The sequence below is a fragment of the Jannaschia pagri genome (genome assembly GCF_019655435.1).
In the GTDB taxonomy this organism is placed as follows: domain Bacteria; phylum Pseudomonadota; class Alphaproteobacteria; order Rhodobacterales; family Rhodobacteraceae; genus Jannaschia; species Jannaschia pagri.
Genome location: NZ_BPFH01000001.1, coordinates 726,869 through 740,242 on the forward strand (window position 1 = coordinate 726,869; position 13,374 = coordinate 740,242).

Consider the following 13,374-nt stretch of genomic DNA (forward strand, 5'->3'; position numbering starts at 1 on the left):
ACCGATGATTGGACGTGCGACCATGAAAGCCTGTTTTGCGTTTGTCGCCCTGCTCCTGATCTGCGCCCTGCCGCTGCGATCGGAACCCAACCTGGAAGTGGGGCTGGCACAGATCCGGTCAGGCAATGTCGAAGGCGCCCGCGCCGCGATGGGACGGATTGCGGACCCAGCGGTGGCCGATGTGCTGATGTGGCATCTGCTGCGCAACCGGCAGGGCAGCTTTGCCGAGGCGAAGGCCTTCCTGGCGCGCAACCCCGACTGGCCTGGCCTGCCGCTTCTGCGGGCGCGGGTGGAGGCGGGGATGCCCGCAACCACCAGTCCGGATCGCATCCTGGCGTTCTTTGCGGAGACGACGCCGCAGACGTCGCGCGGCACGCTCTTGATGGCCACATCGCTGATTGCCAAAGGCCGCAGGACCGAAGCCGAGGCCAAGATCATTGAGTTTTGGCTGACCCGTCCCATGAGCGCCTCCAGCCACGCGGGCTTTGTCGAAGTGTTTGGGGACGCCATTGGGCCGTACCATCCCGCCCGCCTGGATGCCTTAACCTGGTCCGGTGACATTAACTCGGCTGAGCGGGTGCTGCCACTCATGCCAGCCGGGCCAGAGGCGGCCCTGGCCCGGGCGCGGATCGCCCTGCGCGACGGACGGCCCGGTGTTGACGCGCTGATCGAAGCGGTACCGGAGGCATGGCGCGACCATCAGGGGCTGGCCTATGAGAGGTTCCGCTGGCGCCTGGATCGCGACAGGCGGGACGACGCGCTTGAGCTGTTGTTTGCCTATGATGAAAGCGCCGACACCCTGGGCAACCCGGTCGCTTGGGCCGGGCATAGGGGACGTCTGGCGCGGCTCCTGAAGCAGGACGGACGGGCGGCCGAGGCCTACCGCGTCGCCGCCCGCCACCATCTGGAGGACGGCGCGGACGACATCGCGAGCCTGGAGTGGCTGGCGGGCTATATCGCGTTGCGGTTCCTCAAAGCGCCCGAAGCTGCCGCCGATCATTTCCGTCGGTTCGACCGCAACGTGGCCTCCCCCATTTCCAAAGGCCGCGCCGGTTATTGGTTGGGCCGCGCGCTAGAGGCCGCGGGCGATACGGAGGGGGCGCAAGCCGCCTATCGCGCCGGGGGGAAATGGCAGACCAGCTTCTACGGCCAATTGGCCGCCGAACGGGCCGGAATGGACGCCGATCCCCTATTGACCGGAACCGAGGTGTTTCCACCGCTGTCGGAGACGGGCCTGGCGCGGAGCACCGTTTTGCGCGCAGCCCTTGCTCTGCAAGGTATCGGCGAGCGTAGCTTGGCCGAGCGCTTCATGGCCCATATGGCGGAAACCCTGCCACGGGACCAGATCGGGACGCTGATCGACGTGGCGCTGGATCTGGACGAACCCCACATCGCGCTGCTGATCGCAAAACGTGCCGCGCAATCGGGACATGAGTTGCATAAGGGCTATTTTCCGGTGACCGAATTGGCAACGTTGCCAACCACCGTCCTGCCGGAACTGTCGCTGGCCATCGCCCGCCGCGAGAGCGAGTTCGACCCCGTCGTCGTATCAGGCGCTGGGGCCAGGGGCTTGATGCAGCTGATGCCGGGAACGGCGCGCGAGATGTCGGACCAGTTGGGCATCGACTATGAGCAGTCTCGGCTGACCGCTGACCCGCTGTACAATGCGCTGCTCGGCACGACTTACTTGGCCGAATTGGAGGCCGAGTTCGGCCAATCCACGATCTTGGTGCCAGCCGCCTATAACGCGGGCCCATCGCGGGCCAGGCGGTGGTCTGCGCAGTTTGGCGACCCGGCCACCACAGACCGGGACCTGGTCGACTGGATCGAGGACGTCCCCTTCAGCGAGACCCGCAATTACATCATGCGGGTCTCAGAAAGCCTGTTGCCCTATCGCGCCCGCCTGTCCGGCAAAGCGGGCGACGTCGCGTTGAGCCGTTGGCTGCGCGAAGGATATGGCGGATTGCGGGACGGCAACGGCGGCTAAGGCGCGCCCCTCCTCCGACGTGTCCGTCGTCGTCGGGACTAATCCGTGTGCGCAGCCTTGCGCGCGCGCATCAAGGTGAACAGCCCGGCGGCGATCACGATCACGGCGCCCAGGATCACATTGGCTTCCACCGTCTCATCGAAGATCACCACACCGACCGTCGACGCGAAGACCAGTTGGAGATAAGCGAAGGGCTGCACCACGCTGGCTTCGGACACTTCATAGACCTTGATGAGCAGCCAATGGCCGAAGGCGCTGAGCCCGCAGAGCAGCGCCATCCAGGCGTAGTCCGGCGGTGTCATCGGCTCCCAAAACCAAATGCCGACCACGGTCATGAAGGCGGCGCCCACCACGCCCGTCCAGAAAAAGCTGGTGGCCGCGCTGTCCCGTCGGGACGCATAGCGGGTCAGCAACGAGTAGAGCGCGAACATCAGCGCCATGGCCACGGCCACCAGCGCCTCGGGCGCGAACACGCTGCGTCCCGGTTGCAGGATAATCAGAACGCCGACGAAGCCCACGCCAATGGCCGCCCATCGGCGCCACCCGACCCGCTCCCCCAGGATTGGGCCGGACAGGGCTGCGATGATGAGCGGGCAGGCAGCAAAAATCGCATGGGCCTCCACCAGCCCGAGCAGAACGAAGGCCCAGACGCCGACGCAGATCTCTGCCGCCAGCAAGAGGCCCCGCGTCACCTGCAACATCGGTTGATCGGTCCGCGCCGCCGCGCGCCAGCCGCCCGCCCGACGCGACGCGACGGCCAGGACAAAGGCAGCGAAGAACCAGTAGCGGATCATGACCACCATGATGACGTTGTATTCCCCGGCCAAATGACGGGAGACGCCGTCTTGGGTGGCAAAGGTCAGCATGGTCAGGACCATCAGAGCGATGCCCAGGCGATCTCCGGTCATCGTAGATTCCCCCGGCTCATATGGCGTTTGCGCCCAAACCCTGGTGCGCGGGTGACGTCGAACCCCGCCTCAGACAGCGCACGCCGCACGTGGCCCGCCGCCGTATAGGTGGCAAATGTCCCGCCGGGTCGGGTGTGACGCGCCACCTCTGCCATGAGATCCGCGCCCCAGAGTTCGGGGTTCTTGGCCGGTGAGAACCCATCGAGGAACCAGGCGTCGGCTTGCCCGTCCCACGCGCGCAGAGTCTCACGCGCATCGCCGACGATGACCGTCAGGTCCAAGCGCCCTATGGCGATCTGGCGGGCGGGCCAGCCGTCTAGCAAGGAGGCGGGCAGATCCGCCAAACCATCGAAGGCCGCGAGGGCACGGGCCATGTCCGCAGGCTCCATCGGGAAGGCCTCAAAGGACGTCATCTTGATCCGCCCGTCGCCTGGCATCCCCTGCGCCAGCCGCGCGAGGGCCAAGGCGTTCAAGCCTGTGCCAAAACCCAACTCCGCCACGTGAAAGCCGGGGATCAAGCGCGCGGGAAGATCGTTGCCTGCGAGAAAGACATGCTCCGTCTCGGCAAGGCCGTCGTTGAGGGAAAAATACGGATCGTCGAAAGCCTGTGCCACCGGCACGCCCTCGACCCATTGCACCTGCGGGTTTTCGCCCGCCCTATCCTGCCCTATGCCCATGGCGCAGACATGACGGAGGGCGCGGGCCTTGGCAATCGACGTGACGGTCCTCGGGGCGGGTATCTTTGGCCTGTCCTGCGCCTGGTCGCTGGTTCGGCGAGGCGCCCGCGTGCGCGTGGTCGACCCCGGCGGGGTTGGCGCCGGGTCCTCAGGTGGGGTCGTCGGCGCCCTGGCGCCCCATGTGCCGGAGCAGTGGAACGAGAAGAAAGCCTTCCAATTGGACAGCCTCCTGATGGCAGAGAGGTGGTGGGCCGAGGTCGCCGCCGTCGGCGGGACAGACCCGGGCTATGGGCGCTTGGGGCGGTTGCAGCCGGTGGCCGATGAGGCGGCGCTGACCCTCGCCCGAGGGCGAGCCGAAGGAGCGGCCGCGCTTTGGCCCGATGGGATCAGCTGGTCGGTCGAGGAAGCGCCAGACGGCTGGTCCCCACCCAGCCCCACGGGCCTCGTGATCCGCGACACGCTCTCTGCCCGTCTCCACCCGGCGAAGGCCTGCACTGCCTTGGCTGCGGCCCTTCGCGCCCGAGGGTCCGTGATCGACGTTGAAGGCCCGCCGCAAGGATTGGTCCTGCACGCGACGGGCTGGCGCGGTTTGGCAGCCATGCAAGACGACCGAGGCCACGCGGCGGGCAATGGCGTGAAGGGCCAAGCGATCCTGCTGGACCTGGACCGCCGCGATCAGCCCCAGCTCTATGTCGACGGCCTGCACATTATCCCCCACGCCGATGGGACCACCGCCATAGGCTCCACATCGGAACGGGATTTCGACGCACCCGACACAACCGACGCGCAATTGGACGATGTGCTTGCCCGCGCCTGCGCCGCCGTCCCTGCCTTGACCGGGGCCTCCGTCCTCCAACGTTGGGCCGGCGTCCGCCCCCGCGCCAGATCCCGCGCGCCGCTGCTTGGCGCCTGGCCCGGGCGACCTGGGCACTTCATAGCCAACGGCGGGTTCAAGATCGGCTTCGGCATGGCCCCAAAGGTCGCGGAGGTCATGGCAGACCTCATGCTAACCGGACGCGACACGATCCCCGAGCCCTTCCGCAGCGACCACCTTGCGCCGCCGTCTGCTCCGGTCTAACCGACGCATCTGCCCAAACGGGCCATGTCTCCGACCACCATGTCAAAAACGGACCACATCATGATCCTTCTTATCCTCGCCATGGGGGCAATCGTCGTTGCCGCCAACATCGGCGTCCAATTCATCATCGCCGACGGCTGGCTCACCTGGGGCGCCTTCAGCTATCCGCTAGCCTTTCTGGTCACCGACGTCACCAACCGTCTCTATGGTGCTGAAAAAGCGCGCAAAGTCGTGCTTGCCGGGTTTGCCGTGGGCATCGGCTGTTCCCTGATCGGCAGCCAGATCATGGGCGAGTTCGGCCCGCTGGTCACCCTGCGCATCGCCATCGCCTCGGGGGTCGCGTTCCTGGTCGCGCAACTTCTTGATCTCGCGATCTTTTCCGCCTTGCGGGAGCGTCGCTGGTTCGTCGCGCCGCTGACCTCCTCGATCATCGGGTCGGCGGTGGATACGGCGCTGTTCTTCACCCTTGCTTTCGCGTCTTTCGTAGCGTTTCCAGCGGCTTGGGGCGATGTCTCCTGGGCGCAGGAGCCGACCGCCGTGGGCCCGCTTTGGGTTGGGCTCGCCCTGGCGGACTGGGGCGTGAAGCTGTCGGTCGCGCTGCTGGCGCTGGTGCCCTTCCGTGTCATTACGGTGAAGTTTGCACAATCTGTTGCGTAAAGGGGCTTGACCCATACCAGATACGTGTCACCTTCGGCCTATCGGCAACTCAATGAAAGGAGGTGATCCAGTGTCTAGAAAGATGGTGGAGAATGCAATCGGGACAGCTTCGGAGGTCCGCACCTGAGGCAGCCTTCAGGCGTGTAAATCCGAGGTGGATACGTCTAACCGATCCAGCCTCCTGAACTTTCGGAAGGCCGTCCCGGTGTCGAGGGGCGGCCTTCTTTCGTGTCTGCGCGGTGCATCCCGCGGACACCCCCTGTACACCCCCCGTATGCACACCCGTCAGACCGGAGGCCGCCATGCCGCTGCAGATCACGCCGGAGATCACGCTCCAGGATTGGGAGATGACCGAGCAGTTTGTGCGCGCCTCCGGCCCCGGCGGGCAGAACGTCAACAAGGTGGCGACGGCGGTGGAGCTGCGGTTCGAGGCAGAGCGCTCGCCCGCCCTGCCCGGCCCGGTGAAACGCCGGTTGCAGAGGCTGGCGGGCCGCCGCTGGACCCGTGAGGGCGCGGTGGTGATCCAGGTGTCGTCTGAGCGCTCCCAAGCCCGCAACCGAGAGATCGCGCGGGACCGGTTGGCGGCGCTGGTGCGCGCGGCTTTGGTGAAGCCCAAACGCCGGGTGCCGACGCGGGTGTCGGCCAATCAGAAGCGCAAGCGGTTGGAGGCGAAGAAACGGCGGGGGGAGGTTAAGGCGTTGAGGGGCGATCCGGGGGTGGACATCTAGACAGACCCTCACGTTACAATAGTAGCAGAACCCTAGTACTTAGGCGTCTCCGTTGCTTCCGCGCTCTTCCTTGAGACGAGCAAACTCTTTAAGTCCGAGATGCACTTTCAATCTTGACACACTCGGGTCCCATTTTGCGTTAGGATTCAGATATCTGAATGCCCAGCCGGACCCGCCAGCGCCCATTCTTGTCTGGTAGCCGATTACCGAGAACCTATAAAGCTCCTCTAGCGCTTCGTCAGCAGAAAGATCATCTTCTTTCGACCTCATCGTTTGGTAGTTTGCAATAAAGTTAGCACGGTCAAATGTTATGGTCTCAGTCTTTGAACAGACTGCCAAAGCATCATCCCATTTGGGCCAATGAGGACTAACTTCATCATCCAACTCCTCTTTTAAATATTCAGAGTAAGCCCCTCTACACCTGTTGATATCATCATTGACAAATATCAAAGGCTCAACGTCTCGTTCGCGGGCAACCTCCAAAGCTTCATTTAAGAATTGAATGATATCCCGTGGCCGCATCAGAGTACGAGCTACAACGTGGTCAAATTTGGCCTGACTACCGCGCATCTTCTCCATGTCTTCGATCTGGGACCAAACAACCGGCGTACCAAGTTTCTTTGTCAGCCGAATCTCCACCAGAGACTTCAGAGAACTGGAATCCCATCGTAGAGAATGCGCTGAATTTCGGGTAATCTTATTCTTATCGGAAAAAGTAATCTGATCCCAAATATCGGTACGAAGATACACCACCGGACAAATGTTCGCTCGGAGATTAGACGCTCGACTAATCTCCCTTGCCGCCAAGATGAGGCCGACTATCATAAATTTGCGCTGCTCGTTAAGACGGTCAAGCCCCTGATCAAGCTCATCAAAGTGCATGTACAGGCGATCAATGCCAAGTTCAGCCACGACCGTACTTACATCGTTAAGAATCGAATTCGTAAGTGCATTGAGTTCAGCGCCGAGCACCCGATCGGTAGCCTCGCGTCTCAGGTTGATCGAACCTAAAGCAATACCTGCAATTTGCGGACCAATGGATAGCCCCTCAACATTCAGTTTTTGCTGCTGGACAATGGACTGAGTCTCAGGATCGGTGCTACCAAAATTTCTCATAAGAAATTTTTCAAGTGCACTCCGAGCATCCGTGTAAGGCCGCCCTTGACCCCTCCGGACCACGTGGCTGGCCATTCTTATCGCAATTAACAGACGCCAAGATGCCACATACGCTTCTGATTCAGACGCCCCTTTGTCAACTAGCTCAGCATGAGCGCTCCAAGGGTAGTTCCGTAGGCTAACAGGGCTTCCGTGATCGTTACTAAGCGTCTCTGTAAAATGCTTCACAAGAGCCGTTTTTCCGCTTCCCTTTCTACCGAGCACTAGCAAGATATTTCCGGCCAATATCTTATCTACAGCCGGTGTACTCAGAAAGTAGTCGATAACGGGCTCGTCTTCGGCGGCGGTGCGGCCGAAGTCATTTAGATTTCGAAGCGAAATTTTGTCCATGGTAGTTTAATGTCAAACCACGACGTCCGCCGCAACCTGCTCGCCAACCCCGAACACCCGCTTGTACCGCTCCACTTCCTCCACAGGCCCCATCGCCTTGCGGGGGTTGTCACTCAGCTTCACGGTAGGGCGGCCATCCGCCTCGACGGCTTTGCAGACCAAGGAGAAGGGCGCCAGGGCGTCGTTTTCGACCAAGCCTCGGAAATCGTTGGTCAACAGCGTCCCCCAACCGAACGACACTCGCACGCGGCCTGCGAATTGGGCCGACAAGGCGCAGATCTTGTCCACGTCTAGCCCGTCGGAAAAGATCACCAGCTTTTCGCGGGGGTCCTCGCCCCTCTCTTGCCACCAGCGGATGGCGGTCTCGGCGCCCGTGGCGGGGTCGCCGGAGTCGATGCGGATCCCTGTCCAACCCGCCAGCCAGTCGGGCGCATTCGCTAAGAAGCCCTCGGTCCCGTAGGTGTCGGGCAGGATGATGCGCAGGTTGCCGTCGTGTTCCTCATGCCAATCGGCCAGCACGGCGTAGGGCGCGCGGGCCAGGGCCGCATCATCGGTCGTCAGCGCGGAATAGACCATGGGGAGTTCGTGGGCGTTGGTGCCGATGGCCTCCAGGTCGCGGTTCTTGGCGATGAGGCAGTTGGAGGTGCCCCCGAAGTTGTCGCCCAGCCCCTCGCGCAGGGCCTGCACGCACCAATCCTGCCAGAGGAACCCATGGCGGCGGCGGGTGCCGAAATCGGCCAGGCGCAGGTCGGGGAGAGTCTTGAGGCGCTCCACCTTCTCCCAAACGCGGGTCATGGCGCGGGCGTAGAGGACCTGAAGCTCGAACTTGCCCAGGTGTTTGGTGACGGCGCGGGACCGAAGCTCCATCAGGATGGCGAGGGCCGGGATCTCCCACAGCATGACCTCGGGCCAGGCGCCCTCGAAAGTCAGCTCGTATTGGTCGCCTTTGCGTTGCAGGTCGTAGGCGGGCAGTCGAAGGTTCTCGAACCACTCCATGAAGTCGGGGCGGAACATCTGGCGCTTGCCGTAGAAGGTGTTGCCGCGCAGCCAAGTGCTTTCACCCCGGGTGAGCGAGAGGGTGCGGACGTGGTCCAACTGCTCCCGCAACTCGCCCTCGTCGATCAGCTTGGCCAGGGGCACATGGGTGGAGCGGTTGATGAGGCTGAAGGTCACCTGGGTATCGGGCCGGTTGCGGTACACCGACTGACACATCAGCAGCTTGTAGAAATCCGTATCAATGAGGGAGCGGACGACCGGGTCGATCTTCCACTTGTGGTTCCAGACGCGGGTGGCGATGTCCTGCATGTGCGCTCCTCCGAGGGATCAGGTTAACGCATGGGGCGCGGCGCCTGTCCAGGGGGCGCCTTTGGTCCCCTATCGCCCGCGCCACGCTTGGTTTATCAGCCGCGCGCGACCGGAGCGGAGGACCAGACCCATGCGCATTTGTCGAACCGTGGCGGAGATGCGAGCCGCCTGTGCGGAGTTGCGGGCCGAGGGCACCCTGGGCCTGGTGCCGACCATGGGGGCGCTCCACGCGGGGCATATGGCCTTGGTTGGCGCCGCCGTGGCCGGGTGTAACCGGGCGGTGGCCTCGGTCTTCGTCAATCCGACGCAGTTTGAGAACCCGGACGATCTGGCGAAATACCCGGCGGATACGGAGCGCGATCTGGAGATGCTGCGCGCGGCGGGGGTGGCGGCGGTGTTCCTGCCGGAGGCCGCTGAGATCTACCCCGAGGGCGCGGAGACCATCGTCGAGACCACGCGCCTGGCCAATATGCTACATGGAGAGGTGCGACCCGGGCATTTTCGCGGGGTGGCGACCGTGGTGACCAAGCTCTTTTCCGTGGTGCGTCCGGATCGGGCCTATTTCGGCAAGAAGGACTATCAGCAGCTGCATGTGGTGCGACAGTTGGCCCAGGACCTGCTGCTTGGGGTCGAGGTCGTGGCGGTGGAGACGGTGCGCGACGCCGATGGTCTTGCACTGTCGTCTCGGAACGTGCGCTTGACGGAGGCGCAGCGCGCGGCGGCGCCGGTGTTGCAAGCGACGCTGCAAGAGGCAGCGGAGGCTTTACGGGCCGGGAGCACCGTCGAGGCGGTAACAGAGCAGGTGCGTGCCCGCATCGAGGCGGAGCCGCTGGCCCAGTTGGAAGGCTTCGACGTGGTCAAATCGGGGGTCTTCGTGCCCGCCACGGGCGTGGTCGTTGGGCAGGGCAGGATTGGGATGATGATGTCTGCGGCCTTCGGGCCGGTCCTCCTGTTGGACCAGTTGGAAGTGGACGTCTAGCGCCCCACGGTCGGGCGCCCTTTCGATGAAGCGCCTGTGATGGGGCGAGTCCTCGGGGAAGGCCCGAGGACGGAGGCGCGCGAGGCGCGCCGGAAGCGCCCTCTGGAGACCGTGGTGCGTGAACTCAACAGGGTCTCTACGAGGGCCCTGGGGCAATAGTCGCGGGCACTTTGGGCAACACCAGTGAGACGCGCTAACCAGCGACAGCTTCAGCGTGGCAAGCTGCGCGCAAGACGGCGGCGCTCCGCCATCAGGTTGGCGGGCGCGTGGCGGGCCGCGGGGAGCGCCTCATCCATGGGCACGCCATCGGCAGCGGCGCGCGCCACGGCCCGCAGGGAGAAGGTGGGCGCCCCCTTGCCCAAGGCCACGCGGACCAGCGCATGGGCCGTCACATAGATCACCTGGGGCGGGAGGGTGCCCGTGCCGGGACGTGCCTCACCCTCCGCGATGGCTTCGCAGGCGGTCACGTCCTGGCTCACGTAGGTGCGACAAATCATCGGTCGTGCGTCATAGGCCCGGCAGAGACGCGTGGCCGGGTCCAAGGCGGGGCAGGCATCCGGGTGCCAAGGTGTTTCCTGAGGTTGGGGACCGAGGGCGGCGTGTAGGCGGCGGGCCTCAGCCCCAGTGATGGTGCCGCCATCGTCGCCGGGGAGAATGCAGCAAAAAGCGCAGCCCTGGCCACAGGCCAGACCCTCTGGCACGGGGCTGCGGGCCAGCAGCGCCTCTCCGATCTGGGTCGCGGCGGTGCCGTCGGAGAGGTGGCGGAGAAGCACCTCGTAGGGCTGGGGCGCAGCGTCCAACCAAGCCAAAAGCAGATCGCGCGCTTGATCTGTCACGGCAGGCGGATGGCCAGGCAGTCGGGCCGCCAGGATCGCAGCGCGCAGGCTGTCGCGGTCGGTCGGGGCACCAATCTTACGGGCGGCACGGCGGGCGGCGCGGGCTGTGCGGGGGGGCATGGCGGTCCTCCTGTCGTGGGGACTACACCACCCCCGCGCGGCGACCGAAAGGGCCAAACGAAAACGGAGGCCCCGAAGGGCCCCCGCAAACAGCATGTGATCCGATCACTCGGCGGGCACGCCCGGACCCAGGTCCGGCGGGGTGGCCCCGTCGATCTGATCGTGGGTCGTCGGAACGCCAGCCTTTTCACGGCGACCGTCATTCCAGGTCGCCTTGATGAGCGCGACACACATCAGAACCATCACGATGGAGAAGGGCAGCGCCCCGATCACCATGGCCGTCTGAATGGCCGAGGTCCCGCCAGAGATCAGCAGACCGGCCACCACCGTGCCCAGGGCCACGCCCCAGAAGATAATGTGCGGACGCGCCTTGGGGCCTTCGTCGCCAGCGGCGTTGATCGTGTTGACGATCAGAACCGCCGAGTCCGCCGAGGTCACCAGGAAAGTCATCAGCAGCACCACGATCAGCAGGGCCATGCCCCAGGCCAGGACTTGGGCAATGGGGGCCAACATGAACTCGGTCATGGCGAAGATCTTGTCGCCGTTGCCGGCCTCATAGATCACACCATTCGCGCCGCCGTTCAGCTCCAGATCTATGGCGGTGCCACCGGCCCAGGCGAACCAGACGAAGCACATCAGCGAGGGCACGATCATGGCGCCCAGGATGAACTCCCGAATGGTGCGCCCGCGCGAGATGCGCGCCAGGAACAGACCGACGAAGGGTGCGAAGGCGATCCACCAAGCCCAGTAGAACACCGGCCACCAGCCCTGCCACTGTGCCAGCAGGAAGGATTCGGAACCTTCGACGCCGTCAGAGGACCAGACGTTGAAGCTCAGCCCCGGGAAGGCGATCAGATATTCCCAGATGCCGACAAAGAAGGCGTTCAGACCGAAGAACGTGGCGCCGAAGATGATGAAGAACGACAGCAGGAAGATCGACAGCACCATGTTGATATTCGACAGCCATTTGATGCCCTTGCCCACGCCCGACAGCGCCGAAAGCGTCGAGGCCCCCATGATGATCAACAGCGCGACGATGATCCCGGTGGTGGTCACGGCCCCGTCCGCATCAGCCAAACCGCCGATCCCGATCCGGGTCAGACCCGCCACGAATTGCTCCACCCCGAAGCCCAGCGTTTGGGCAACACCCAGGATGGTCGCGACCACGGCAACGATGTCGATGACATGGCCCAGCCAACCCGCCAGCGACGACCCGAACAGCGGCGTCAGCGACGAGCGGATGGTCAGGGGCAGACCCCGGCGATAGGCGAAGAACGCCAGGCCAAGACCCGCGATGGCGTAACACGCCCAAGCGCCCAGACCCCAGTGCAGGTAGGACCACTTGTAGGCCATGAGGATGTTGTCAGCCTCTTTGGCGGTGGTGATGCCCTGGATCACCTCTGGGTTGTTCTGGAAGTGGGCGACCGGTTCGGCCACGGCCCAGGTCAGCATGCCGACGCCGATGCCTGCGCCAAACATCATGGAGAACCAAGAGAAGTTCGAGAACTCCGGCTTTTCGTCGTCGCAGCCCAGGTTCATACGCCCCGAGGTCGGCCAAAGAGCGAGACCCAAGCAGACGATCACGAAGAGCGCGACGGTCCAGATGTACCAAGCGGCGGCATTGCCCAGGATCCAGGAATTGAGGCCCGAGAGGACAGCGCCAGATTGGATCGGCCAGACGATGGCCCAGACGCAGAGCACGGAAATGATAACCTTGGCGGGCACGGCGACTTGCTTAGCAAAGCCGTTGTAGAACCCTCCTTCGGTCGTTTCGATCGGTAGATCGGTCAGTGGTGGTTGTAGGTTACTCATCCCGGTCGCGTCCCATTATTGTTACTATCTGCATAGCCTGCGCAGCCCGGGACGCTGCTGAAAAGGGAAATGCGACCACTTTGTGACGAATTGCGTCGAAATGCGACACGCTTGTGTCGGATTCACTCCAATCCGACACCGCCCTCACGCATCTGGTCCCGCGCCGCAGCCAAAGACCCGTCCAGATCGATGGCCCGCGTCAGGGATTCGATCACTGTCGTGCGAAACCCGAGCCGCGCCGCGTCCAGCGCGGAATAGGTCACGCAGAAGTCCGTCGCCAAGCCGACCAAGGTCACCGCCTCGACCCCGAGGGTCCGCAGCAGACCTTCCAGCCCGGTGGGCGTCAGGCGGTCATTCTCAAAGAAGGCCGAATAGCTGTCCACCGCCGGGTTCATCCCCTTGCGGATAACCGCCCGTGCCGGGTCGGTCACAAGGTCCGGGTGAAAGGCCGCGTCCTCGGTGCCTTGGACACAATGGTCAGGCCAGAGAACCTGGGGACCGTAGGGCATCTCGGTCACATCATAGGGGGTCTTGCCCGGATGGCTGGACGCGAAGGAGGAATGTCCCGCCGGGTGCCAATCCTGCGTCAGGATCACATGGGCAAACGACGGCATCAGCGCGTTGATGCCCGCCACGATCTCATCCCCGCCGGGCACGGCGAGGTTGCCACCGGGGCAGAAGCCGTTTTGCACGTCGATCACGATCAGGGCGTTGGTCTGGGGGCGGGTCATGGGGGCTCCTCGGCGGGTCGGAAAGGTTCGGCCCTGTTGTGACTTTTGTA

General features: G+C 63.9%; 12 protein-coding genes. 5 read left to right on the forward strand and 7 right to left on the reverse strand.

The genetic code is table 11. The annotated features are described in order from the left end of the window. The first annotated feature begins 22 nt into the window (after nt 1–22). Nucleotides 23–1,987, forward strand: coding sequence for a lytic transglycosylase domain-containing protein (locus K5R33_RS03575; protein WP_255588410.1), 1,965 nt, complete (start codon nt 23–25; stop codon nt 1,985–1,987). A 38-nt stretch (nt 1,988–2,025) separates the two neighbouring features. On the opposite strand, the gene K5R33_RS03580 is transcribed toward K5R33_RS03575, so the two are convergent. Both K5R33_RS03580 and mnmC2 read right to left on the reverse strand, forming a co-directional pair. Beyond that, nucleotides 2,026–2,895 carry a DMT family transporter gene (locus tag K5R33_RS03580; RefSeq protein ID WP_220747592.1) on the reverse strand — a complete coding sequence of 290 codons (870 nt, stop codon included), beginning with the start codon at nt 2,893–2,895 and terminating at the stop codon, nt 2,026–2,028. Further along, nucleotides 2,892–3,572, reverse strand: coding sequence for a tRNA (5-methylaminomethyl-2-thiouridine)(34)-methyltransferase MnmC2 (mnmC2, locus tag K5R33_RS03585; RefSeq protein WP_220747593.1), 681 nt, complete (start codon nt 3,570–3,572; stop codon nt 2,892–2,894). Before mnmC2 ends, K5R33_RS03580 begins: the two co-directional genes overlap by 4 nt. Before the next feature lie 28 nt (nt 3,573–3,600). On the opposite strand from mnmC2, the gene K5R33_RS03590 reads away from it, so the two are divergent. From K5R33_RS03590 to arfB, 3 genes are all read left to right on the forward strand, one after another. Continuing rightward, a complete protein-coding gene (locus K5R33_RS03590) occupies nt 3,601–4,650 on the forward strand; it encodes an NAD(P)/FAD-dependent oxidoreductase (RefSeq protein WP_220747594.1) in 1,050 nt (349 codons plus the stop codon). A 60-nt stretch (nt 4,651–4,710) separates the two neighbouring features. Further along, nucleotides 4,711–5,307 carry a queuosine precursor transporter gene (locus K5R33_RS03595; protein WP_373314125.1) on the forward strand — a complete coding sequence of 199 codons (597 nt, stop codon included), beginning with the start codon at nt 4,711–4,713 and terminating at the stop codon, nt 5,305–5,307. 302 nt (nt 5,308–5,609) lie between these two features. After that, nucleotides 5,610–6,035 carry an alternative ribosome rescue aminoacyl-tRNA hydrolase ArfB gene (gene arfB / locus K5R33_RS03600; protein WP_220747596.1) on the forward strand — a complete coding sequence of 142 codons (426 nt, stop codon included), beginning with the start codon at nt 5,610–5,612 and terminating at the stop codon, nt 6,033–6,035. Nucleotides 6,036–6,074: 39 nt separating this feature from the next. On the opposite strand, the gene K5R33_RS03605 is transcribed toward arfB, so the two are convergent. Together K5R33_RS03605 and pncB are read right to left on the reverse strand one after the other, a co-directional pair. Next, the gene (locus tag K5R33_RS03605; RefSeq protein ID WP_220747597.1) at nt 6,075–7,541 is read right to left on the reverse strand and encodes a P-loop ATPase, Sll1717 family; all 1,467 of its coding nucleotides are present in this window, start codon (nt 7,539–7,541) and stop codon (nt 6,075–6,077) included. Between the two features lie 12 nt (nt 7,542–7,553). After that, nucleotides 7,554–8,846, reverse strand: coding sequence for a nicotinate phosphoribosyltransferase (gene pncB, locus K5R33_RS03610; protein ID WP_220747598.1), 1,293 nt, complete (start codon nt 8,844–8,846; stop codon nt 7,554–7,556). A 130-nt stretch (nt 8,847–8,976) separates the two neighbouring features. Here pncB and panC point away from each other — a divergent pair, with 130 nt between their 5' ends. Next, nucleotides 8,977–9,825 carry a pantoate--beta-alanine ligase gene (panC, locus tag K5R33_RS03615; RefSeq protein WP_220747599.1) on the forward strand — a complete coding sequence of 283 codons (849 nt, stop codon included), beginning with the start codon at nt 8,977–8,979 and terminating at the stop codon, nt 9,823–9,825. A 209-nt stretch (nt 9,826–10,034) separates the two neighbouring features. Here panC and K5R33_RS03620 read toward each other — a convergent pair whose 3' ends face one another. The 3 genes from K5R33_RS03620 to pncA form a co-directional block, all read right to left on the reverse strand. Next, nucleotides 10,035–10,781, reverse strand: a complete 747-nt coding sequence (locus tag K5R33_RS03620) for a YkgJ family cysteine cluster protein (RefSeq protein ID WP_220747600.1) — start codon at nt 10,779–10,781, stop codon at nt 10,035–10,037. Between the two features lie 105 nt (nt 10,782–10,886). After that, nucleotides 10,887–12,593: a BCCT family transporter gene (locus tag K5R33_RS03625; RefSeq protein WP_220747601.1), complete on the reverse strand. Its 1,707-nt coding sequence runs from the start codon at nt 12,591–12,593 to the stop codon at nt 10,887–10,889. Between the two features lie 122 nt (nt 12,594–12,715). Further along, the gene (gene pncA, locus K5R33_RS03630; protein WP_220747602.1) at nt 12,716–13,324 is read right to left on the reverse strand and encodes a bifunctional nicotinamidase/pyrazinamidase; all 609 of its coding nucleotides are present in this window, start codon (nt 13,322–13,324) and stop codon (nt 12,716–12,718) included. Nucleotides 13,325–13,374 lie beyond the last annotated feature (50 nt).

Excerpts from the sequence above, each read along its gene's own strand:
- K5R33_RS03575 (WP_255588410.1), top strand. The coding sequence starts at position 23 with ATGAAAGCCTGTTTTGCGTTTGTCGCCCTGCTCCTGATCTGCGCCCTG.
- K5R33_RS03580 (WP_220747592.1), bottom strand. The coding sequence starts at position 2,895 with ATGACCGGAGATCGCCTGGGCATCGCTCTGATGGTCCTGACCATGCTG.
- mnmC2 (WP_220747593.1), bottom strand. The coding sequence starts at position 3,572 with ATGGGCATAGGGCAGGATAGGGCGGGCGAAAACCCGCAGGTGCAATGG.
- K5R33_RS03595 (WP_373314125.1), top strand. The coding sequence starts at position 4,711 with ATGATCCTTCTTATCCTCGCCATGGGGGCAATCGTCGTTGCCGCCAAC.
- arfB (WP_220747596.1), top strand. The coding sequence starts at position 5,610 with ATGCCGCTGCAGATCACGCCGGAGATCACGCTCCAGGATTGGGAGATG.
- K5R33_RS03605 (WP_220747597.1), bottom strand. The coding sequence starts at position 7,541 with ATGGACAAAATTTCGCTTCGAAATCTAAATGACTTCGGCCGCACCGCC.
- pncB (WP_220747598.1), bottom strand. The coding sequence starts at position 8,846 with ATGCAGGACATCGCCACCCGCGTCTGGAACCACAAGTGGAAGATCGAC.
- panC (WP_220747599.1), top strand. The coding sequence starts at position 8,977 with ATGCGCATTTGTCGAACCGTGGCGGAGATGCGAGCCGCCTGTGCGGAG.
- K5R33_RS03620 (WP_220747600.1), bottom strand. The coding sequence starts at position 10,781 with ATGCCCCCCCGCACAGCCCGCGCCGCCCGCCGTGCCGCCCGTAAGATT.
- K5R33_RS03625 (WP_220747601.1), bottom strand. The coding sequence starts at position 12,593 with ATGAGTAACCTACAACCACCACTGACCGATCTACCGATCGAAACGACC.
- pncA (WP_220747602.1), bottom strand. The coding sequence starts at position 13,324 with ATGACCCGCCCCCAGACCAACGCCCTGATCGTGATCGACGTGCAAAAC.